Origin of the sequence: Streptomyces sp. NPDC088706 (assembly GCF_044752765.1) — a bacterium.
Classification (GTDB): domain Bacteria; phylum Actinomycetota; class Actinomycetes; order Streptomycetales; family Streptomycetaceae; genus Streptomyces.
In genome coordinates this window covers 1-21,279 of sequence record NZ_JBIVLW010000018.1, presented here as the reverse complement: position 1 = coordinate 21,279, position 21,279 = coordinate 1, and the positions used below count along the sequence as shown (strand labels likewise).

The 21,279-nt window shown below is 70.7% G+C and carries 19 protein-coding genes; 15 read left to right on the top strand and 4 right to left on the bottom strand.

Going from position 1 to position 21,279, the window contains the following annotated elements:
- Positions 1 to 215 precede the first annotated feature (215 nt).
- The 8 genes from ACIQAK_RS28470 (at position 216) to ACIQAK_RS28435 (ending at position 9,165) form a co-directional block, all read left to right on the top strand.
- Positions 216 to 1,547, top strand: coding sequence for a Gfo/Idh/MocA family protein (locus ACIQAK_RS28470; RefSeq protein WP_401849289.1), 1,332 nt, complete (start codon positions 216 to 218; stop codon positions 1,545 to 1,547).
- A gap of 10 nt (positions 1,548 to 1,557) precedes the next feature.
- Positions 1,558 to 1,779 (top strand): hypothetical protein, encoded by a 222-nt coding sequence (locus ACIQAK_RS28465; protein WP_366392868.1) that lies wholly within the window; start codon positions 1,558 to 1,560, stop codon positions 1,777 to 1,779.
- 388 nt (positions 1,780 to 2,167) lie between these two features.
- Entirely contained in the window at positions 2,168 to 3,352 is a 1,185-nt protein-coding gene (locus ACIQAK_RS28460; RefSeq protein ID WP_366392869.1) for an ROK family protein, read from the top strand.
- Between the two features lie 84 nt (positions 3,353 to 3,436).
- Positions 3,437 to 5,176, top strand: a complete 1,740-nt coding sequence (locus ACIQAK_RS28455) for an alpha-glucosidase (protein ID WP_366392870.1) — start codon at positions 3,437 to 3,439, stop codon at positions 5,174 to 5,176.
- A gap of 230 nt (positions 5,177 to 5,406) precedes the next feature.
- The gene (locus tag ACIQAK_RS28450) at positions 5,407 to 6,840 is read left to right on the top strand and encodes an RICIN domain-containing protein (protein WP_366392884.1); all 1,434 of its coding nucleotides are present in this window, start codon (positions 5,407 to 5,409) and stop codon (positions 6,838 to 6,840) included.
- Positions 6,841 to 7,267: 427 nt separating this feature from the next.
- Complete coding sequence (locus tag ACIQAK_RS28445; protein WP_366392871.1) at positions 7,268 to 7,804, top strand: hypothetical protein; 537 nt, start codon at positions 7,268 to 7,270, stop codon at positions 7,802 to 7,804.
- Positions 7,805 to 7,809: 5 nt separating this feature from the next.
- Positions 7,810 to 8,487, top strand: a complete 678-nt coding sequence (locus ACIQAK_RS28440) for a hypothetical protein (protein WP_366392872.1) — start codon at positions 7,810 to 7,812, stop codon at positions 8,485 to 8,487.
- Between the two features lie 45 nt (positions 8,488 to 8,532).
- Complete coding sequence (locus ACIQAK_RS28435) at positions 8,533 to 9,165, top strand: hypothetical protein (RefSeq protein ID WP_366392873.1); 633 nt, start codon at positions 8,533 to 8,535, stop codon at positions 9,163 to 9,165.
- Positions 9,166 to 9,184: 19 nt separating this feature from the next.
- On the opposite strand, the gene ACIQAK_RS28430 is transcribed toward ACIQAK_RS28435, so the two are convergent.
- Positions 9,185 to 10,147, bottom strand: coding sequence for a LysR family transcriptional regulator (locus ACIQAK_RS28430; RefSeq protein WP_366392874.1), 963 nt, complete (start codon positions 10,145 to 10,147; stop codon positions 9,185 to 9,187).
- A 675-nt stretch (positions 10,148 to 10,822) separates the two neighbouring features.
- Here ACIQAK_RS28430 and ACIQAK_RS28425 point away from each other — a divergent pair.
- Together ACIQAK_RS28425 and ACIQAK_RS28420 are read left to right on the top strand one after the other, a co-directional pair.
- On the top strand, positions 10,823 to 11,260 hold the full coding sequence (locus tag ACIQAK_RS28425) for an ATP-binding protein (protein ID WP_366392875.1): 438 nt from the start codon (positions 10,823 to 10,825) through the stop codon (positions 11,258 to 11,260).
- Between the two features lie 518 nt (positions 11,261 to 11,778).
- Entirely contained in the window at positions 11,779 to 12,588 is an 810-nt protein-coding gene (locus tag ACIQAK_RS28420; RefSeq protein ID WP_366392876.1) for a DeoR/GlpR family DNA-binding transcription regulator, read from the top strand.
- Positions 12,589 to 12,617: 29 nt separating this feature from the next.
- Here the strand turns inward: ACIQAK_RS28420 and ACIQAK_RS28415 are convergent, their stop codons facing one another.
- Positions 12,618 to 13,475, bottom strand: coding sequence for a sterol desaturase family protein (locus tag ACIQAK_RS28415; RefSeq protein ID WP_401372498.1), 858 nt, complete (start codon positions 13,473 to 13,475; stop codon positions 12,618 to 12,620).
- Positions 13,476 to 13,554: 79 nt separating this feature from the next.
- On the opposite strand from ACIQAK_RS28415, the gene ACIQAK_RS28410 reads away from it, so the two are divergent.
- A complete protein-coding gene (locus ACIQAK_RS28410) occupies positions 13,555 to 14,214 on the top strand; it encodes a helix-turn-helix domain-containing protein (RefSeq protein ID WP_366392877.1) in 660 nt (219 codons plus the stop codon).
- Positions 14,215 to 14,234: 20 nt separating this feature from the next.
- On the opposite strand, the gene ACIQAK_RS28405 is transcribed toward ACIQAK_RS28410, so the two are convergent.
- A complete protein-coding gene (locus ACIQAK_RS28405) occupies positions 14,235 to 14,864 on the bottom strand; it encodes an HAD family acid phosphatase (RefSeq protein ID WP_366392878.1) in 630 nt (209 codons plus the stop codon).
- Between the two features lie 209 nt (positions 14,865 to 15,073).
- Positions 15,074 to 16,042, bottom strand: a complete 969-nt coding sequence (locus ACIQAK_RS28400) for an aldo/keto reductase (RefSeq protein ID WP_366392879.1) — start codon at positions 16,040 to 16,042, stop codon at positions 15,074 to 15,076.
- A gap of 271 nt (positions 16,043 to 16,313) precedes the next feature.
- Between ACIQAK_RS28400 and ACIQAK_RS28395 the strand changes: the two genes are divergently transcribed.
- The 4 genes from ACIQAK_RS28395 to ACIQAK_RS28380 all read left to right on the top strand — a co-directional run.
- Positions 16,314 to 17,174 (top strand): LLM class F420-dependent oxidoreductase, encoded by an 861-nt coding sequence (locus ACIQAK_RS28395; RefSeq protein WP_366392880.1) that lies wholly within the window; start codon positions 16,314 to 16,316, stop codon positions 17,172 to 17,174.
- Positions 17,175 to 17,493: 319 nt separating this feature from the next.
- Entirely contained in the window at positions 17,494 to 19,431 is a 1,938-nt protein-coding gene (locus ACIQAK_RS28390) for an N-acetylmuramoyl-L-alanine amidase (protein WP_366392881.1), read from the top strand.
- Between the two features lie 116 nt (positions 19,432 to 19,547).
- The gene (locus ACIQAK_RS28385; RefSeq protein WP_366392882.1) at positions 19,548 to 20,543 is read left to right on the top strand and encodes a LacI family DNA-binding transcriptional regulator; all 996 of its coding nucleotides are present in this window, start codon (positions 19,548 to 19,550) and stop codon (positions 20,541 to 20,543) included.
- Between the two features lie 436 nt (positions 20,544 to 20,979).
- Positions 20,980 to 21,279, top strand: a 300-nt coding sequence (locus ACIQAK_RS28380) for a Gfo/Idh/MocA family oxidoreductase (RefSeq protein WP_366392883.1), incomplete at its 3' end; no start/stop codon positions are given.

The window sequence follows — 21,279 nt, the reverse complement described above, 5'->3', positions numbered from 1 at the left end:
TGACGGGGCCACCCGCCGCGGCGCCGGTCCAGCGGCCGGTTGCGCCGCCGCACCAAGATCGGCTTGCATGGAAAGCCCCTGCCCGCGACGGCGGGGACACGCGATGGCCACGCGCCGCCACCGGAGCACCCGACGACGCGACTCCGGCCCCCCCACACCTCCGTGTCCCGACAGGAGCCCCATGCCACAGCCCTCCCATGCCGAAGGACACGCGCGTGACGCGGCGCGTCCGGTGCTGCCCAGGCCGCACACCGTTCCCGCGCGACGCGCCTGTCATCAACTGGGGGGTGATCGCGCCGGGCGGGATCGCGGCCTCCTTCGTCGAGGCGCTGCGCGCGCACACCGCGCAGCGTGTGGTGGCGGTCGGCTCGCGAGACCTGCGGCGTGCCCGTGCGTTCGCGGACCGGTTCGGCATCCCGGCGTCCTACGGGAGCTACGCCGAACTGCTCGAAGACCCCGAGGTGGACATCGTGTATGTGGCGTCGCCGCATTCGGGTCATTTCGAGCAGGCTCTGCAGGCGATCGAGGCGGGTCGGCATGTGCTGGTGGAGAAGGCGTTCACGCGTAACGCGGGTGAGGCGGAGCGGTTGATCGCGGCGGCCCGGGAGCGGGGTGTGTTCCTCATGGAGGCGATGTGGACGCGCTTCCTGCCGCATATCGACGTGGTCCGTCAGGTGCTGGAGGCGGGGCTGCTCGGCGAGGTGCACACCGTCATCGCCGACCACGGCCTGCCGGCGAAACCCGACCCGCCGCACCGCCTCTTCGCTCCCGAGCTGGCGGGCGGAGCACTCCTGGACCTCGGCATCTACCCGGTCTCCTTCGCCTCCATGGTGCTGGGGCCCTTCACCTCGGTCGCCGCCACGGGAACCAAGGCCTTCACCTCGGTCGCCGCCACGGGAACCAAGGCCTTCACCGGCGTCGACGGCCAGGCGTCGGTCGTCATCACCAACGCGGCCGGGGCGCACGCGGTCCTCAACACCACACTTTTCGCCCGTACCCCGACCACGGCGTCGATCGCGGGAACCCGTGCCCGCCTGGAGATCGAGGGCGACTTCTACGCGCCCGCGACGATCCGCCTGGTCAGCCGTGAGGCAGAGGTGCTCGATTCCCACGTCCCCGCGCAACGTGGGGGCGGGCTGTGTTACGAGGCGGCCGAGGCGGCCCGGTGCATCGCCGCCGGACGCCTGGAGTCCGACCTGATGCCGCTGGAGGAGACACTGCGCATCATGCGCGCCCTCGACGAGATACGCGGTGACCTGGGTATCACCTACCCCGGCGAGCACCAGGCACCCCCGACGCCCTGCGGTGCCGAACCGCGCCCCCTGTCATCGGCAGCCCGATCCTTGCGAGGAGCACGAACCCTTCATGTCCTCCAGTCGTCTTCGGGGCCGCAAGGTCCTCTTCATCGGTGGCACCGGACGCATCAGCTCCGCCTGCTCGCGGCGGGCCGTGGAACTCGGCGCCGACCTCCATCTGCTGAACCGGAACCTTTCCTCGGTCAGGCCGGCTCCGGAAGGCGCCACCGTCATCACGGCGGACGTCCGTGACACCGACGGGGTGCGGGCCGCGCTGATCGGGGACAAGGCGCATGCGATGGTGTTCGGCAACAGCAAGGTCCGCCGGGTGGTGCCGGAGTCCACCGTGTCCATACCCTTCGCGCGGGGCGCGCGGGAGATCGTCGCCTGGCACGACGAGGACCCCTCCCGGCGCGTCGTCCACGAGCGGCTCGACGCCCTGATGGACCGCCTGATCGACACCCACCGCCCACGCCCCGCGTAGCCGGCCCACCAGGCCTTCCGCTCACCGCAGTTGAGCAGTCCGACCGTCCGCCCTGGTCACTCGTGAGCGGTGCGGACACCGATCGGAGCCGGGAATTGCTTCCACCTGCGAACAAAAGGGACGTGATTCGGCGGCTGGGGCTCCTGGCAGGGCTCGCCGGCAGGTCAGGAACCGGTGGGCGAGGCCGGACGGGCAGGCCGAGCCGTGCCTACCATGCTCCCGTGACCCGCTGTTTCCTTCCCCCGCGCACGTAATAGGCGCTGGTGCGGCCGGTCACATCCTGCCGGCCCGCCATCGCCGGGCCGGCAGGAAACGGCGGACCGGACGGGCGTTGTCGAAGTCCGGTGCCGCGCTTGCACCCTCGACCGACCAGCGCTGTGGAGTCCACGTGACGAGCCTGTCCAGAACCCGTTTCTCGGACCTTGTCAGTGAACGCACCCGTGCGGAGATCTTCGCGACCGTCCTCACCGAGGGGCCCCTCTCGCGCAGCCAGCTCGCCCGGCGCCTGGGCCTGGCGCCCTCCGGCGTGACCAGGATGCTGCCCCCGCTCCTGGAGCACGACTACCTGCGGGAGACCGTCGCCCGTGCGGGGGACCGGGGCCGGCCGCGGAAGATGCTCCGCCTCAATCCGGGCAAGCACGTCGTCGTCGGTGTGAAGATCGGCCCCGCGCAGGTCTCCGCGGTGGTCACCGACATGGCCGCCGACGTCCTGGCCCGCGCCGAGAGGCCGATCGGCGACCCCACCCCCCGAACCGCCCTGTCCGCCGCGGCGAACCTGACCCGCAGGCTCCTCTCCGAGGTGCCCGAGGCGGCGGACAGGGCACTGGGGGTCGGCGTCGGAGTCAGCGGCCACGTCGACCCCGGCACCGGCCTCTGCCGCTACTCCTCCCTGCTGGACTGGGACCAGGTGGATGTGGCCGGCCCGCTGCACGAAGCGACCGGCCTGCCGGTCGTCGTGAACAACGACGTGAACACGCTGGTGGTCGCGGAACGCTGGTTCGGCCGGGGCCGCGGCGTCGACACGTTCGCCGTCGTCACGGTCGGCCCCGGTATCGGCTGCGGCCTCTTCCTCGACGGCGCCCTGTTCTCCGGTGCCACCGGACTGGCCGGCGAATTCGGGCACCTGCCGCTCGACCCGGCCGGGCCTCTGTGCAGGTGCGGCCGCCGGGGCTGCGTGGAGGCCCTCGCCGGTGACCGGGCGGTCCTGCGCCATCTGCGGGACGCCGGTGTCACCTGCACCACCATCGAGGAGGCGGCCCGCCTGGCCCGTTCGCCGCGTGGATCGGCGCGGACAGTGGCCCGTGCGGCGTTCGCCGAGGCCGGGGCCGCCCTGGGGCGCGGTCTGGCGGGTCTGTGCAATCTGCTGAACCCACGGATGATCGTCGTCGCCGGTGAGGGCGCGGCCGCCCACGACCTCTTCGGACCCGCCATGTCCCAGGCACTCCAGGCTCATGCCTTCTCCGACGCCGCCCGCGACTGCTCCCTCCATGTCGACCCCGTCCCCCACGACCTGTGGGCCCGGGGGGCGGCGTGCCTCGTCATCCGCGACGCGGTGGACGGGACCCTGTCCTGAGCCGTGAGAGGCGGTACCACGACCGGGACCACCCGCCCCGACCGGCCGGCCGACCTGACCGACCGCACCCGATGAGGATGTGACGTGCCCGCATACGCGGCCGACCCCGCCGGCTCCTGGTGGAGCGACGCGGTGGTCTACCAGATATACCCGCGCAGTTTCGCGGACTCCGACGCCGACGGCATCGGCGATCTGCGCGGCATCATCGAGCGCCTGGACCATCTGACCATGCTCGGTGTCGATGTGCTGTGGCTCTCGCCGGTCCACCCCTCCCCACAGGACGACAACGGCTACGACATCAGCGACTACCAGGCCATCGACCCCCTCTTCGGCACGCTCGCCGACTTCGACCTGCTCCTGGAGCGGGTGCACGAGCGCGGCATCAGGCTGGTCATGGACCTGGTGGTGAACCACACCAGCGACGAACACCCCTGGTTCACCGCCTCCCGGGACGGCGGTCCTGAGGGGCCGTGGCGCGACTGGTACATCTGGCGCCCACCGCGGGAGGACATGCGGCCCGGGGAGCCGGGTGCGGAGCCGAACAACTGGAAGTCGTGGTTCTCCGGTCCTGCCTGGACGCTCGACGAGGCCAGTGGCGAGTACTACCTGCACACCTTCTCCCGCAAGCAGCCCGACCTGAACTGGGACAACCCCGCCGTCCGCCAGGCCGTCCACCGCATGATGCACTGGTGGCTGGACCGGGGCGTCGACGGTTTCCGCATGGATGTCATCAACCTGATCTCCAAGGACCCGGCGCTGCCCGACGGGGTCGTGCCCGAAGGCTCCCGGTACGGGGACGGCACCCCGTACCTCGTCTCCGGGCCCCGCATCCACGAGTACCTCGCCGAGATGCACCGCGAAGTCTTCGCCGGCCGCCCGCGCAGTCTGCTCACGGTGGGGGAGACTCCCGGTGTCACCGTGGAGGAGGCCGTACTCTTCACCGCTCCCGCCCGCCGCGAGCTCGACATGGTCTTCCAGTTCGACCACATGGGCCTCGACCAGGGCCCGGCCGGGAAGTTCGACGTCCGGCTCCTGAAGCTGACCGATCTGAAGGCCGTCCTCGGACGCTGGCAGACCGGGCTGGGGGCGAAGGGCTGGAACAGCCTGTACTGGAACAACCACGACCAGCCGCGTGCGGTCTCCCGGTTCGGCGACGACAGCCCCGCCCATCGTGACCGCTCGGCCAAGCTGCTGGCCACCGTCCTGCACCTGCACCGCGGCACCCCGTTCATCTACCAGGGTGAGGAACTCGGCATGGCCAACGCACCGTTGCGCACCATCGCCGACTTCCGCGACATCGAGTCCCTCGACCACTACCGGGACCGGGCAGCCCAGGGCGTTCCCGCGGAGTGCATTCTGCACGGTCTGCGCCACCGGGGCCGGGACAACGCCCGCACCCCCATGCAGTGGGACGCCACCGAACACGCCGGATTCACCACCGGCACCCCCTGGCTCCCGGTGAACCCCGACCACACCACCGTCAACGCCGAGGAACAGCTCGCCGATCCGGACTCCGTCTTCCACTTCTACCGGCGCCTGATCGCCCTGCGGCACACCGAACCGGCCCTCGTCCACGGCGACTTCCGCATGTTCCTTCCGGAGCATGAGCGGCTCTACGCCTTCACCCGGTACGACAAGGCCACCGGCTCCGAACTGCTCGTCCTGGCCAACTTCAGCGGAATCCCGCTCACCGTCGGCCTGCCCGGCGGCTGGGAGCACAGCGAGACACTCATCGCCAACGTCCCCGCCACATCGCCTCTCACGACGCCGCACACCCTGCAACCGTGGGAAGCCCGCGTCCACCGCCGCACCCTCACCTTCTGACCGCGTCCCCTCCGCCGTCGCACAGAGGGGCATCGACCACCCCGGATCCGGCTTCCCCCCCCCGCTGCCGGATCCGGGGTTTCACCGGCCCGCCGAGGCCCGGCGGTCCGATGTGTCCAGACCGTTGACGGAAGCCGGTCTCCGCCTTACGGTCTGCCCAAGCTCAAACATGAACGAACAAAAAGCAAAGTACGTCGACGGCAGAGGAGCCCTTCGTGCTCAGACGCAGCATGGCCCGCGCACTGGTCGCCGGGGCGAGTGTGATCGCCCTGCTCTCCCCCGTGACGGCCGCCCAGGCGGCCCCGGTGTCCGTGACCAGCAAGACGCAGTTCACGGACGCCACGGGCGCAGTGATCCACGCCCACGGCGGCGGAGTGATCAAAGTGGGGTCCGCCTACTACTGGTTCGGCGAGAACCGCAACGCCGACAACACCTTCAAGGCCGTCTCCATGTACCGCTCGACGGACCTGAAGACCTGGGAGTTCCGGCGGGACGTGCTGACCTCGGCCAGTCACCCCGATCTGGCCGTCGCGAAGATCGAACGTCCGAAGGTCATCTACAACAGCACCACCGGCAAGTACGTCATGTGGATGCACAAGGAGCAGGGGCTGCCAGCCAACAACTACACGGACGCACATGCCGCCGTCGCCGTCTCCGACACGGTCGACGGGGACTACACCTGGCAGGGCAGCTTCCGCGCGCCGGACGACGCCACCTCCAGGGACCAGACACTGTTCAAGGACGACGACGGCACCGCGTACCAGATCACCTCGTCCGACCAGAACGCCGACCTGCGCATCTACAAGCTGAACGCCACCTACACCGGCTACGACGGCCTGGTCGCCAATCCCTGGGACGGCAAGTACCGTGAGGCTCCGGCGCTGTTCAAGCGCGACGGCGTCTACTTCATGCTGACGTCGGGCAACAGCGGCTGGGACCCCAATCAGCAGCGGTATTCCACCGCCACCAGCCTCGCAGGACCCTGGACCCCCATGGCCGACGTGGGCGACAGCAAGGGCTACGAGTCCCAGACGGCCTTCGTGCTTCCGGTCCAGGGCACGTCGGGCACGTCGTACCTCTACATGGGCGACCGCTGGGGCAACTCCTTCGGCGGCAAGGTCAACGACTCGCAGTACGTCTGGCTTCCGCTGCAGTTCCCCACCCGTACCACCATGGCCATGCCGTACTACCCGCAGACCACCATCGACACCGCGGCGGGCACGGTGTCGGGCACCGGAGGCGGACCGTACTACGGTCTGGTCGCCCGCCACAGTGACAAGTGCGTGGACATCAGCGACAACTCCGCGGCCAACAAGGCGGCCGTGCTCCAGTACACCTGCAACGGTGGACTGAACCAGCAGTGGCGCCTGGTGGACAAGGGGAACGGCTACGTCAGTCTCAAGGCCCAGCACAGCGGCAAGTGCCTCGACGTGTCCGGCGCCTCTCTTGAGGACCGGGGTGTGGTCCAGCAGTACGACTGCACGGGCAGCACCAACCAGGAGTGGAAGTTCCAGGACCAGGGTGATGGCTACTACCGCCTGACGGCCCGCCACAGCGGCAAGTGCCTCGACGTGTCCGGCAACTCCACCGCCAACGGGGCCCGTCTCTTCCAGTACACCTGCGGCAGCGGCACCAACCAGCAGTTCAAGCGTCCCGCGCTGTGAGCGCCTGCCGGGGCCGGCCGTCGCCGGCCCCGGTGTCCCCACGGGAAGCCGTGGCCGGATCATGTCTGCTTCCCACCGTGCTCACAGACGATCGGCCCGTAATGAAGGGGGATGAACACGGCATAGTGTGACGTCGGCCCGCGCATTCACAACAACCCTTGCGCGTATTCCGGTTGCTGTTGTCATGTGTCTGACGGTGAACGCACAATAGCGAGCATCGAACCGGCGAGCGAGGCAGCGGACGACCCCCTCGGCGGCCCGGATGCGGACGGTGCGAAACCGGGTTCCCGCAGGACCTGCGGTCCACCCGGACCTGCGCGTCGCCCTGCCGCCTCGTCGTCCCTCCGTGCCTGAAGGCCGGACAGTCCCCGTCGCGCATCCGGAACGAGCCGGGCGGCGGCCAGTACATGTGAAGGAGTTGCGGCGCATGGGGAACAGAAGAAGGCGTACCAAACGAGCGGTGATCGCCGGCGCCGGCATCCTGGGAGTCGTCTGCACGGTGTCCATCGCCGTGAGCTCGGCGGGCGCCGCACCCGACCGGAACGGGAACCACTGCACCGTCAACGTGGGCAACAGGGAAGAGCAGTGCTTCGGCACGGTGGAAGAAGCCCAGGCGTATGCGAACGTGCAGATCAAGGGCAACCCCGGCGGAGCCCAGACCGGTGTCGAGAAGCCTACCGACGTGGTGATCGGCACCATCTTCGAGCACTGGCGGTTCGCCGGGGACTCGATCACCCTGTGGGGCAGCCGTCCCTGCGGCCGCGAGCGGGAGACGGCCTTCTACTTCAACCTCCCCGAGGAATGGAAGGGGAGGGTCTCCGCCGTGCAGGGCTGGGCCGAGTGCAACGTGGTCCTGCACGAGGCGCCCTATCTGGGAGGCGAGGCCTCACCCACCTACGAGGGACTGACGCCGGTCATCGACGGGCCGTGGAACGACCGCGCCGCATCCATCGAGTTCAGGTGACGGGGGTGACCGTGTCCGAGGAAGCGCGTCGGACGTCCACCGCACGCCCCGACAGCCCGCAGGGGACCTCGCGCAACCGCGCCCGCTGGGCGGGCGCCCTGGCCGTGCTGATCGCCGCGGGAAGCCTGGTGGCCGTCCCCCCGGCGCAGGCCGACGGCGCACGCCCTTCCGACGCCGAGTTGCTGGCCAAGTGCGACAACGGCACCAAGAAGTGCGTCTTCCACCCCAGCGGCCCCATGACCGAGTTCCGCGGACCCCGGCACCAGGTGGGGTCGGACTACCCGAACTGCACGAGCGTGCCCCAGCGTTCGAGCCGCTCCTGGTCGGAGACCACGGAGAGTTCCAACAGCGTGGGTCTGTCCATGACGGTCACCGCCGGGTACGAGGGACTCTTCAACTCCTTCAGCGCCAGTGTCACCACCTCCTTCGAGCACACATGGCGGACGGCCCACACCGAGAGCAGCTCCACGTTCGTCGAGGTGCGCCCGGGAGAGGTCGGATGGCTGACGAGGGCTGCGGACATGCAGAAGGTCTCGGGGACCTATGAGCTGATCTTCAAGGACCGGTTCCACGGCAAGCGTTACTGGTACGTCCCCTTCGAGGCCGAAGGCCCGGTGGGCACCAGCAGCATGGCGCAGCGGACCCGGGCCATGACCGAGGAGGAGAAGGCGGCATGGTGCTGAGGCGGGATGCCGGTGGGCCGGGCGGGAGGAAGAAGAGGGTGAACCATGGCATCTACGCGTAATCGCACTCGCTGGGCGGGTGTCCTGACGGTGCTGGTCACCGCGGGGAGTCTGGTGGCCGTCCCCTCGGCACAGGCCGACGACAGCCGGCCCACCGACATCGAGTTGCTGGAGAAGTGCGACAACGGCACCAAGAAGTGTGTCTTCCACCCCGCCGGCGACGTCACCATCGTGCCGGGCAGGAAGGAGAGCGTGGGCGACCGCGCCTGGAACTGCACGCAGGACCAGCAGACCTCCTCACGTACCTGGGAGCACACCACGGGGGAGTCCAACTCCCTCGGGGTGTCCCTGCGCACGGAGGTGGGTACCAAGGCGTTCGGGGCAACCTTCAAGGTCGCCTTCGAGACCTCCTACCGACGCACCTGGTCGTCGTCGCACACCGAGGGCGAGACCACGTTCCTCGACGTTCCGCCGGGCGAGGTCGGCTGGGTGACCGTGGCTCCGAAGACGCAGAAGGTCTCGGGGACCTACGAGCTGATCTTCAAGGACCGGTTCCACGGCAAGCGCTACTGGTACGTCCCCTTCGAGGCCGAAGGCCCGGCCGAGGGCGAACCCGCCGTCAGGAGCCAGCAGAGCAGGCCCATGACGGAGCAGGAGCGTATCGAGGAGTGCCAGTAGGCAGGGTCCGCGGGCGCCGTCACGTACGTGGCGGCGCCTGTCCGGGCACTCCTCCCCCCGGCCCGGCGGAAGCCGCCGGGTGCCGGGCCGCCTCGGCGAGGGCCGAGAGCAGTTGATGCAGGTAGGGAGGTGTGGTCAGCGTGCTCCAGACGGCTGAGAAGCGACCGCTCGGCGCGTCCTCCAGCGCAAGTGTGACCAGGCCCTGCGGAAGGTGCCTCGCGTAGGACGCGGGCTGGAACATCACCGCGTCGGCCGTGGTGAGCCGGGCATGGGCGAGGCTGAGCCAGGTCTCCGTCACGACCGGGGCCGGGGCAGCCGCGGAGGCGAGCCGCTGGATCGCCCGCCAGTGTCCGGGGTGGCTGGAGCGCGGCCAGCTGAGCCACTCCCGGCCGGCCAGCTCCGCCGTGCTCACGCGGTCGCGAGCGGCCAGCGGATGCTGGGACCCGACCACGGCGCACCACGGTTCATGCCCGAGCGTCTGGCCGGCGATCCGGTTGCCGCCGAAGGTGAGTTCCAGCCCGACACCCAGGTGGACACGCCCTTCGGTGACGGCGGCCCGGAGACCGAGCTCGGTGTGCTGCTCGGTCCGCACCTGGAGCTCCGGCGAGAGACGGTCCAGCACACCCGCGGCACGGGGGAGCAGCTGGTGCCCGGCCGACGCGGTATGGCCGATGACGAGGATCTCCCCGCCGAGGCTGTCCGCCTCCCGCGCGTCGATGATCGCTTCGTCCATGGCCTGCAGGACCGGCTGCATACGCTCCTGGAGCAGCGCGCCGGCGCGGGTCAGGGTGACGTTTCGCGTGGTCCGCCGGAACAGTTGCACCCCCAGGCTCGCCTCCAGCGCCCGGACATGGGACGACACCGCCTGTTGGGTCAGGAAGAGCCGCGCGCCCGTCCGGGTGAAACTCAGGTCCTGTGCGACGGCCATGAAGGTCCTGAGCAGTCGAAGGTCGATGAGGTCGGCGGGGTGTGCGCCGGCCATGCGTTCTCCTCTCGTCGGCTCCCGCGGGAGCTGGCGTGGGCGACCACGGGCACGGCATGGGTGCCGGTGACCGCTCACTCCTCGGCGGGTAACCCGAGGACCGGCCGCGAAGCCTCGCCACCTGGTGCCGAGGCCGGCACGGCAGAGCCGCCCAGCGGGTTGCGCGAGGTGGCCGGAGCCGGCTGCCGCAACTCCGCCCGGCCATGGGAACCGCAGGTCAGAGGCTACCTGGCGGGAGTGGGAAGTACGGGGCGCGGACCCTGGCGAAACGGGCCGGGCCGGGGCATCGCGCGTGCCGGTCCGGCACGAAGTACTCATGACCGATGCGTGGTTCCCCGGCCCGGCCGTCCGCGTCGGGCCTCCGGCGCCGCGCCCGGCCGCCCTGCCGGGCACGGCCGGTCGCCGATCCCGTCGCCGCGCAGGACGCGGTGTTCCTCGGCGAACCGCTTCCGGGCCGGGACGCCTCGCCGGGCCGCCTCGGGGGCGCGTCGTCGTACGGGCCGGTAGGCATCGACACGGAGGCGGTCGCGGCATACCGCGCCGGTACTAGGGAGTGACCCTTGCCGTGCGCGCGGCCTGCTCTGTGAAGGTGAAGGGGGTGACCCCGTGGCTCACCGGGCGGCGCCACCCGGCGGGCCCCCGCGCCGGCCCCCTGTCGATGAGGATGGAGAAGGCATGAGCATGCTGACTGCCTGCGATGCACGGCCGGCGTTCTCCGCGACAGTGGATCTCACGCGCCGGTCCGACACCGTCCGCTACGCCCGGAACGCCGTGCGGGCTTTCGTCGAGGAGCACGGACTGCCGGAGCACCGTGACTGCCCGGGCGCGCACGACGCGGCGCACAGCGCGCTGCTGGTCGTCTCCGAACTGGTGACGAACGCGTGCGTGCATGCCGGCGGCCCGTTGGAAATGTGCTTGGGCCTGTACGGCGGGAAGCTGTTCATCGAGGTGTGCGACGACAGCCGGGCCGTGCCGGGGGTCGTCGACGCGGGCGAGCGCGGCACCGAAGGCGGGTTCGGTCTGGGTGTCGTCCTCGCCGTGGCCGACCACTGGTCCGTCGTCCGCACCAGCTGGGGCAAGAGGATCACGGTTCTTCTCCCGCTCTCATGCTGACGCGCTGCGCCGCGTACCGGTGCGCGGCGCCCCGGTGTGAAGGGCGGGCCGCCGACGTGGCGGATCAGGAATGCTCATATTCGGTGATCACTTCGCCCCCTGAGGTATACCGCAGCGATGGAACTGTCTTGTGGTTGTATTATTATCGTCGCCTCCGACGGCCCGTCAGGGGAAATGTGAAAGGGAATCCTACCGGTCGGTAAGTGAGAACGGTCCCCTGCCTTCGCACGGCGGACGTGCTCGATCGGTAGGTCACTCGAACGGTAGGTCACGAGCCATCACGCCACCCCCGGCGGGCACTTCGGGTGGCCGGACGGGGCGGCAGGCCGAAGAGTGCCCCAGGAAACCATTGCCGCTCGGCGGAATCCCGCCGGTGCAGCCACACGGAAACCCATGAAATCTGGTAACCAAAATTCGAGCCTCGGCCGTTCGGGAAATTCAAACGGCAACAGGTGTGCCACCGGAATTTCGGGTGGAACCGTCCGGATTTCTTACTCGCCCTTTCTGTGGAGCGATCGATGAGTGACAGGAAGCGCGACGAGCGTATTGCGATCATGCTGGCGTTGCTGTCACAGCGAGGAGAGCTCCAGGTCCGCTTCCTGCCGAAGAGTCTCGGAGTCTCCGGAGCAACGGTGCGACGGGACCTGGCGGTGATGGAGGAGACCGGGCTCGTCCGTCGCACCTACGGAAAGATCACGGCGACCCGGCGCGGTGCCGAACTGCCGGTGAGTCTGCGGCACTCGCAGAACACCGAGGCCAAACGCCGTATAGGCGCCCTGGTCTCATCGCTGATCCCCTCGCGCCCGCTCGTCGTGGCCCTGAGCGGCGGCAGCACCGTCGGCTTCGTCGCCAAGAGCCTGGCCGCCCGGCCCGGTCTGACGGTCGTGACGAACGGCCTGGACACAGCGGCGAGCCTCATGGTGCGCCAGCTCGTCCAGGTCGTCGTCACCGGGGGGACGGCGCGCTCCCTCTCCAACGACCTGGTGGGGAAGGAGACGGAGAAGTGGTTGCGCTCCTACCACTTCGACTACGCGGTCGTCGGTGCGGACGGCGTCAGCCCGGAGGCCGGATTCACCCGCCACAGCAAACGCGGAGCGGAGATCGACCGCATCATGCTGGAACAGGCGGACCACAAGATGATCGTCGCCGACAGTTCGAAACTGGGCAGGGTGCGCCAGGCGAAAATCGCCGACATCGGAGCCGTGCACACCCTGGTGACCGACTCGCAGGCGAATGCCGCCATGATCGCCGCTCTGCGAAAGGTCGGTGTGATGACGACGACGGTGGTCGTTCCCGCTTCCGGGAGCGACCGAGGCCGGGGACGCTGAACCCCCTCACTCCTTCCGGCCGCAGGACGTCAGGTCTCCCCCGGGCGGGAGCCCGTTCCCGGGGCGGGCCGCCAACCGGGCCGGGCCAGGAGGAATCCGGCCCGGTCCCGCCAGGTCGCGGCCCCGGCCAGGTCCCGGCCGATGGCCGCGTACTCATGGGAGACGACGCGCAGCGGGTTGAAGGTGTCGATGTCCTTGGTGAGGCCGTACCGGGGCTGTTCGGTCTCCTCGGCCCATGTCCCGAACACCCGGTCCCAGATCATGAGGATTCCGCCGAAGTTCCGGTCCAGGTAGCCGCCTTGGGAGGCGTGGTGCACCCGGTGGCTGGACGGGGTGTTGACCGTCTTCTCGATGACGCGCGGGAGCCGGCCGATCCGGTCGGTGTGCAGCCAGAACTGGGAGAGCATGTTGATGCCGCCGCACACCAGGACCGCCCACGGCGGCACACCCGCCAGCACCAGCGGGATGAAGAAGAGCTGTGAGGTGAGACCTGTCCAGGGCTGCCGTACGGCGGTGGAGAAGTTGTACCTGACGCTGGAGTGGTGCACCACATGACTGGCCCACAGCACGCGCACCAGGTGGTGCTCGCGGTGCATCCAGTAGTAGCAGAAGTCCTGGGCGAGCAGGATCAGGGGGAAGGTCAGCCAGGTGACCTCGACGCGCAGGGGGGTCAGTTCGTAGAGGCCGATGAACACGGCGAGGGCGAGCGCCTTGTACAGGACGTCGACCAGAGCGGCTCCCAGACCGACGGAGAGGCTGGTGGCGGTGTCCCGGACGCTGTAGCCGCTGGCGTTCTCGTCGGGGTGGAGCTTGTAGTAGACCATCTCCAGGGCGATCAGGAGAACGAACACCGGCGCCGACCAGACCAGCAGGGATGTCTCTTCCACGGGGGCCTCCTATCGGAGCGTTGTGCTCCGAACGGGAGTATCGGAGCACAACGCTCCGATAGGCAATAGCCTGTACGTCATGAGTACGCCATCAGCCGCGGGGGCCCGGACCGGAGGGCGGTTCGGCCGGCAGGCCGAGGCCGAACGCAACGACATGCTCGTGCTCATGGCGGCCCGTGCCGTCTTCGCCGAGCGGGGGGCCGAAGCCCCGGTCTCGGCCATCGCCGAACGGGCCGGGGTGGGCATCGGCACGCTCTACCGCCGCTACGGCAGCAAGGACCAGCTGCTCCAGCGGCTGTGCGCGGTCGGCATCGCCCAGACCACCGAGGCGCTGCGGCAGGAGCTCGGGGGGACCGGCAGCGGCTGGGAGGCCCTCGCCCGGTACATGGCCCGCGCGGTCGAGGTGCGGGCGGGCGCCTTCGCCTCCCTCGCGGGCACCTTCCCGGTCCCTGAGGAGGTGTCCGCGGCCAATGAGCGGGCCAAGGAGCTGATGGAGCAACTGCTGGAACGCGGCCTCATGGACCGGACCGTACGCGAGGACGTCACGGCGCTGGACATCACCCATGTCATCGAGATGTTCAGCCGCTACCCCCGGCGCACCACGGAGGACGACCACGCCCGCCGCCGGATGCTGGCGCTCACGCTCGACGGGCTCCGCGGCGGCCGCACCGGCCTGCCCGGCCACCGCCCCGACTGGCGCGACTACCACCGGACCTGGGACGGTACCGAAGCCCCGTAGGCCCGATGGACGCGCGTGCCTCAGAAGAGCCGGCCGTTGTAGTCCGGCAGCTTGAACGTCCGTTCGGCGTGGCCGCCGACGATGTCGGAGTCGTTGTTCCCGATATTGGCGATGATCTTGTAGCCCTTCGCCTCGATCTCGGCCCGCTTCTCCGTCTTGTAGGCGCTGACCTCGGCGAAGATGTCGGGCAGCGCGCGCACGTACAGCCCGTCGACGGGATAGTCGGCCTGCTCCAGGTTCCACCGGGTGAGGGAGCGGACGATGTCCGGCCGGGCCGTGACGAAGAAGACCGCCACGCCACGGGAGTCCGCGTAGCGCGCCAGCTCCCGCACGTCCGCGACGGCGGGTGTGGGCGTCTTCCAGAACGGGTGGAAGTGCGTCTCCAGCGCGGTGTTGTCGATGTCGAGGACGATCGCCTGCTTCTCCCCGCCCGCGTTCCCGGTGCGGGTCTCCAGCCACGGCCGGGCCTCGGCGGCGACGGCGGCGACGTCCTGCCGCCAGCGGCCGTAGTCGACGCCCGTGGTGGCCACCGCGGTGGCGGTGCGGGCCGGCGCGTCCTGGGCCGTGGCCGAGGTGACGGGGACCACGACGAGGGTGATGGCCGCGGACAGTGCCGCGGCGGTGCGCACGGTGGTGTCGCCTGCATGCATGAAGGTCTCCTGGGTGTGGAACTGACGGTGGCTCGCACGTCATGGGGGAACGAACGAACTGTCATGCTCACGCACAATCCTGGTGGCTGGACGACCGTCGTTCTACTGGTCGGTAGTCTCCTTCTCCGTCAGGTTTTGCCGTCCGGCACCCCGGGCATGCTCGGGGCGGACCTGTGCCCGGGCGCCCCCGGGCCGGGCCGATCGCGCGGTTACGGCAGCGCGGCGCCGCGCGCGGTGACCCAGAGTCCGTACCACTCCTCATGGGTGAGCTCGGGCTCCCGCCGCACGGCGTCGGCGCAGGCGCGGATGCGTTCGGGCCGGGAGCTGCCGACGACCGGGGCGATGCGCGCCGGGTGCCTCTGCAACCACCACAGCAGAATCGTTTCCGGTGTGGTGCCCTTCGTCTCGGCGAGCGCGGCGACGTGCCGTGCCGTGGCCTGTTCCGCGGGGGTCTCCTGCCGACCGGTGAAACGGCCCCGGGCGAGAGCACCCCAGGCCTGAAGGCTGATCCCGACTGCCTGGCAGTGCTCCACCGTCCCCGCCGGGAACCCGACGGACGCCGATTCCGGCGTGTTCACCAGCACGCCCGTCTCCAGCCAGTCCCTGCGGTCAAGGCTCATCTCCAACTGGTTCGCGACCAGGGGGAACTCCAGGTGGGCCTGGAGGAGCGCGATCTGAGCGGCGCTCATGTTGGACACTCCGAACCTGCGCACCAGCTTCTGCCGGTGCAGCGAAGTCAGGGCGTCGGCCACGTCCTGGGGGTCGGCCAGTGGATCGGGGCGGTGCAGGAGCAGCACGTCGATCACGTCCGTGCGCAGGCGCTCCAGGCTCTCCTCGACCCGGCGGCGGATGGTCGTGCCCCTCAGGTCGTACATCCCCGGCAGGTCACCGGCGGCCTGCCGGATACCGCACTTGGTCTGCAGCACGATGCGCTCGCGCAACCCGTCCGCCCGGGCGAGCACTTCACCGAAAACCGCCTCGGACTTCCCGTGCCGGTAGATGTCGGCGTGGTCGAACACCGTGATCCCGCTGTCGAGCGCCGCCTCGACCGCGGCCTCCGCCCCGGCGATGTCCGAGGCTCGGTAGGGGGTGGTGTCCCAGTCGCCGCCGAGGCCCATGCATCCGTACAACAGGCGTTCTCGGCCCAGGTCCCGGAAGGTGTCCGCGTTCGTCGTCATGGCGGTCAGCCTTCCACGGGCCGGGGCGCTGCCCAAACGCCCTCGCGGCCCCGGGGGACGTGGCCTGCGAACGCTCGGCGGACCTGAGCGTTTCCAGGGGCGAGAAGTGCGGCCCGCACGCGAGCCGAGCTCCGCCGTGCGGCCCGTCACGCGGGGCGGGGCGGGGACCGCGCTGTTACGGTCGGTTCCTCGCGCCGGTCCTCCTCGGCCCATCACGTCCACGCGGTGTGCCGGGGCGGAGCGGCTCCGTCTCAGGAGGTGACTCGTGCGGGTGGGCCTGCATGCCCTGGGCATCGGAAACGGTGCCCGGCCGGAGATCGTCCGGGCGGTGGCGCAAGCCGCCGAAGCACACGGATTCGCCACGCTCTGGGCGGGGGAGCACGTCGTGCTGGTCGACGCCCCGGTGTCGCGGTACCCGTACTCCGACGACGGCCACATCGCCGTACCGGCGGACGCGGACTGGCTCGATCCGCTGCTCGTGCTGAGTTTCGCGGCCGCCGCGACAGAGCGGATCGCACTCGCCACCGGCGTCCTGCTCCTTCCCGAGCACAACCCCCTCGTCGTCGCCAAGCAGGCCGCGACCCTGGACGTCCTGTCGGCGGGGCGGGTCACGATCGGGGTCGGCATCGGCTGGTCCGCCGACGAGTTCACCGCGCTCGGTGTCCCCTTCGCCGGCCGCGGACGGCGCACCGAGGAGTACCTCGCCGCGATGCGCACGCTGTGGCGGGAGGACGTGGCCGGCTTCGAGGGGGAATTCACCCGCTTCAGCGCGGTCCGGGTCAATCCCAAACCGGTACGCGACCGGCGCATCCCGGTCGTGATGGGGGGCAACGGCCGGGCGGCGCTGCGCCGGGCGGCCGAGGTCGCCGACGGCTGGTACGGCTTCAGCCTCTCGGCCGCCGAGGCGGTGGACCGCGTCCGCGCTCTGCGCGAGCACTGCGCGGAGCTGGACCGCCCCTGGGACGAACTGACCGTGGCGGTGGCGCTGACCGACGCCACCCCGCAGACGCTGCCCGACCTGGCACGCGCCGGGGTGGGCGAAGTGGTCGTCGTCGGCGAGCCCCCGGCGAGGCCGGACGAAGCGGAGCGCTGGGTCGCCCGCCTCGCCGGCCACTGGATGGCGTCCGCCTGACGGGCCGGCCCGGGAGCCCGGCCTTCGCCGGCCTTCGCCGGGCCTCGCCGGACCGAGGCGAGCGACCCGGTCGCGGCACAAACCGTGCCGGAACTCGCGGGGGCGGATACCGGCCTCATCGACGCGGTGAGCTCCTCCCCGGCCTGAACCGACCTGGCCCGACCCGACCCGGACGAAGGGGCGGGACCGCCGGGCGACGCGCCCGGACACCCGGTAGCAGGGCGAAACGGGCACGGGGGAGCACGATTGACGGGCCATCAGGGCGGTGGTGCCATCGACGGCCGCCCGCGTCCGTCCCTCCCTCGCACAGGAGTCCGCCTTGCGAAGATCCTCATCCGTCAGCGCCCCCGTCGGCGCCGTGGCGGTGACAGCGCTGCTGCTGCCGCTGCTCGGTACGTCCCCGTCCGCCGCGACACCCTCGTCGGACCGGCTCCAGCGGGCGTTCGCCGCCGCCGCGGCCGAGTACCACGTGCCGCAGAGCGTGCTGCTCGGCGTCTCCTACCTCCAGTCCCGCTGGGACGCGCACGGTGGCGCGCCGAGCGTGGTCGGCGGGTACGGGCCGATGCACCTCACCGACGCCCGCACCCACCTGGCCCGGGCCTCGGAGCGCCCCGAGGTCGCCGAGGACCTGCGCGGCGACGACTTGCGGCCCGGGCGTCCGGACATCCGGCTGCCGAGGAGCGAGGACCCGCCGGCCCGCCTGATGACACTGCCGAGGGCCGCGGAGCTGACCGGGCTGACCGGCCGGCGACTGCGCACCGACCCGGCCGCCAACGTGGCCGGCGGCGCCGCGCTGCTGGCCGCCGCCCAGCGCGGCCTCGGCAGACCGGCGAGCGGGGACCCGGCCGACTGGTACCAGGCGGTGGCCCGTTTCTCCGGCACGGACGACCCCGCGGCATCGTCCGCGTACGCCGACGACGTGTACGCGGTGATCCGCGACGGCAAGGCACGCACCACGGACGCCGGCCAGCGAGTCACCCTGACCGCCCGGCCCGATGTGACCCCCGGCACCGCGGGGCTCACCCGCACGGGCCGGAAGGGCACACCGTCCGAGGGCCCTGCGGAGTGCCCGCGAACGGTGTCCTGCGAGTGGGTGCCGGCCCCGTACGAGCAGTTGGGGGACGGCCGGTTCGGCAACCACGACCTGAGCGCGCGGCCCGCCTCCCAGCCCATCCGCTACATCGTGGTCCACGACATCGAGGGCACCTGGGAGGCCGCTCTGGGCTGGGTGCGGAACCCCGCGTCCGGCGCTTCGTGGAACTACACGGTCCGCTCCACCGACGGCCGGATCGCCCAGCACGTGAAGGCGAAGGACGTGGCCTGGCACGCGGGCAACTGGTACGTCAACACGGGCTCGATCGGCCTGGAGCACGAGGGCTTCCTGACGGAGCCGGACGCCTGGTTCACGGAGGCGATGTACCGGTCCTCCGCGCGGCTGGTCAGGTACCTGGCGAAGAAGTACGACATCCCGCTCGACCGGCAGCACATCCTCGGCCACGACAACGTGCCCGGCACGACCCCCGTCACGATTCCCGGAATGCACACCGACCCGGGGCCCTACTGGGACTGGGCACACTACTTCCGGCTGCTGGGACGCCCCTTCGAGGCCACCGCCGGACGCGACGCCGGCCTGGTGACGATCCGCCCCGACTACGCCGCCAACCGTCCGCTGTTCACGAGCTGCCAGGCGCCGGGCGTGCCGTGCGCGCCCCACGGGTCCGGTGCGGTGCGGCTGTACTCCGACCATGACGTGAACGCGCCGCTGATCAGCGATCCGGGCCTCGGCACGGCACCGACCACCGGCGTGAACGACCTCTCCTCACGTGTGTCCACCGGCCAGCAGTACGCGGTCGCCGGCCGGTGGCGTGACTGGACGGCGATCTGGTACCTGGGCCAGAAGGCGTGGTTCCGCAATCCGGCGGAGCGGCCGACGGCGGTCGGGGCCTCGGGGCGGACGGTCACGCCCCGGCCCGGCCTGAGGAGCGTACCGGTGTACGGGCGCGCGTACCCGGAGGCGTCGGCCTACCCGGCGGACGTGCCCGTCCAGCCGTTGGCCCCGCTGCCCTACACCCTGACGGAGGGTCAGCGGTACGTGGCCGGTGACCGGGTGCGCAGTGCGTACTTCTACGCGGTCACCTTCGACCCCGCCGGGCAGAGGACGGTGGTCGGCCGGGATCAGTACTACGAGATCCAGTACGGCCACCGGGTCGCGTTCGTCCGGGCCGCCGATGTACGCGTGGTGCGTTCGGGGCGGTAGCTCCTTCTCGCCGTCGACGTGGGTGCAATCGATTGCGCCCACGTCGTAGCCTGTGACGGCTGCCGGCACTGTCCGGCAGGGCCGGCGGCGCCCGGCCGCAGAAGGAGAGGTCCGGGATGGAACAGCAGCCGGTGACGATGAACGATGTGGCCCGTGCCGCGGGGGTCTCGGTGACCACCGTGTCCTATGTGCTGAGCGGCAAGCGCCGGGTGGCTCCCGGCACGGCGGACGCGGTGCAGGCGGCCATCGCGAAGCTGGGGTTCCGGCTGAACACCGTGGCCCAGAGCCTGCGCACGGGGCAGTCCCGCACCGTGGCGCTGATCATCCCGGACATCGCCAACCCCTTCTACGCCCAGCTGGCCCGAGGGCTGCAGGACGCGTTGCGCCCGGCGCGGTACCACGTCGTCGTCTGCAACACGAACGCGGACCGTGCGGAGGAACTGTTCTACCTCGACGACACGGTCAGGCGCCGACTCGACGGAGTGGTGATCACCCCGATGTGGCTGGTACCGAACGACTTCGACGCCGTCCGGGCAGCGAACATCCCGGTCGTGGTCAGTGCCGACGCCGCGCTGGGCGACCTGGATCTGGTGCGCGCCGACTCCCACGAGGCCGTCGACCGGGCGGTCGGCCACCTCGCGCGGCAGGGGCACGAGCGGCTGGGCATGCTGGTCGGGCCGGCCGGTACACCGGCAGGAGACCCCCGCCTGGACCTGTTCCGAGCCGCCGCCGGCCGGCACGGGCTCGATCTGCCGGCCGGGCTGATCGTCCGCGGGAAGCACACCCGGGAGGCCGGCGCCGCGGGACTGCGCCGGCTGATGAGCCGCAGGAACCCGCCGACCGCGATCGCCTGCGTCAACGACCGCACCGCCGTCGGCGCTCTTGAGGCGGCGGAGCGCATGGGCCTCGCCGTCCCGTCCGACGTGGCACTGATCGGCCATGACGACATCGAGATCGCCTCCCTGGTGCGCCCGAGGCTCTCCACGATCCGCTACCCCGCCCATGAGGTGGGCTCGACCTGCGGGCGCCTGTTCCTGGAGCGCAGGGAAGGCCGTGCGAGCCCCGCGCAGGTCGCCCTGCGCACCCGGCTCGTCCTGCGCGAAACCACCTAGGGCCTGTCCGGTCCTGATCCGCCGGACACGCCCTGGCGCCTGTCGTCTCGATCAGGCCGGGCTCGCGGGGTCCGGCATGATCGAGACGACAGGCCCTGGACCTCCTCCTTCCGGCCCCCCGGGTCGCGCTCCGGGTCGGTCCGAGGCGCCGGGAAGCCGCGACCACGGAGGGCTTGACAACCTCGGGCGTTGTCGCCGTACCGTAGCGCAATCGATTGCGTGAGAGGAGGGGGCGATGATCGGCCGCCTCCCCGGACCGCCGTCCGCGCGAAGAGGCGGGTACGGCTCCGCTTCTCCGCACCCCCGCTCGTCCCCGTACGGCCTGTACGCCGGAACTCCGGCGTACAGGTCACCGTGCGGGACGCACCGCGAACCCGAGGCACCGCCACGGTCTTCCGCGAACACCGCGTTTCCCCCTGAACCGATAGGAACCCCCATGGCACACGAGAAGTCAGCCGGCGCAGTCGAGGCGACACGCATCGCGCTGCCCGCACCGCGGACGCCTTCTCCCCGCGACGCACCGGCTCTGAACTGGGGGGTGATAGCCCCGGGCTGGATCGCGGCCTCGTTCGTCGAGGCGCTCCAGACGTACACCGAGCAGAAGGTCGTGGCCGTCGGCTCGCGCGACGCCGAGCGTGCCGGTGCGTTCGCGGACCGGTTCGGCATCCCGGCGTCCTACGGGAGCTACGCCGAACTGCTCGAAGACCCCGAGGTGGACATCGTGTATGTGGCGTCG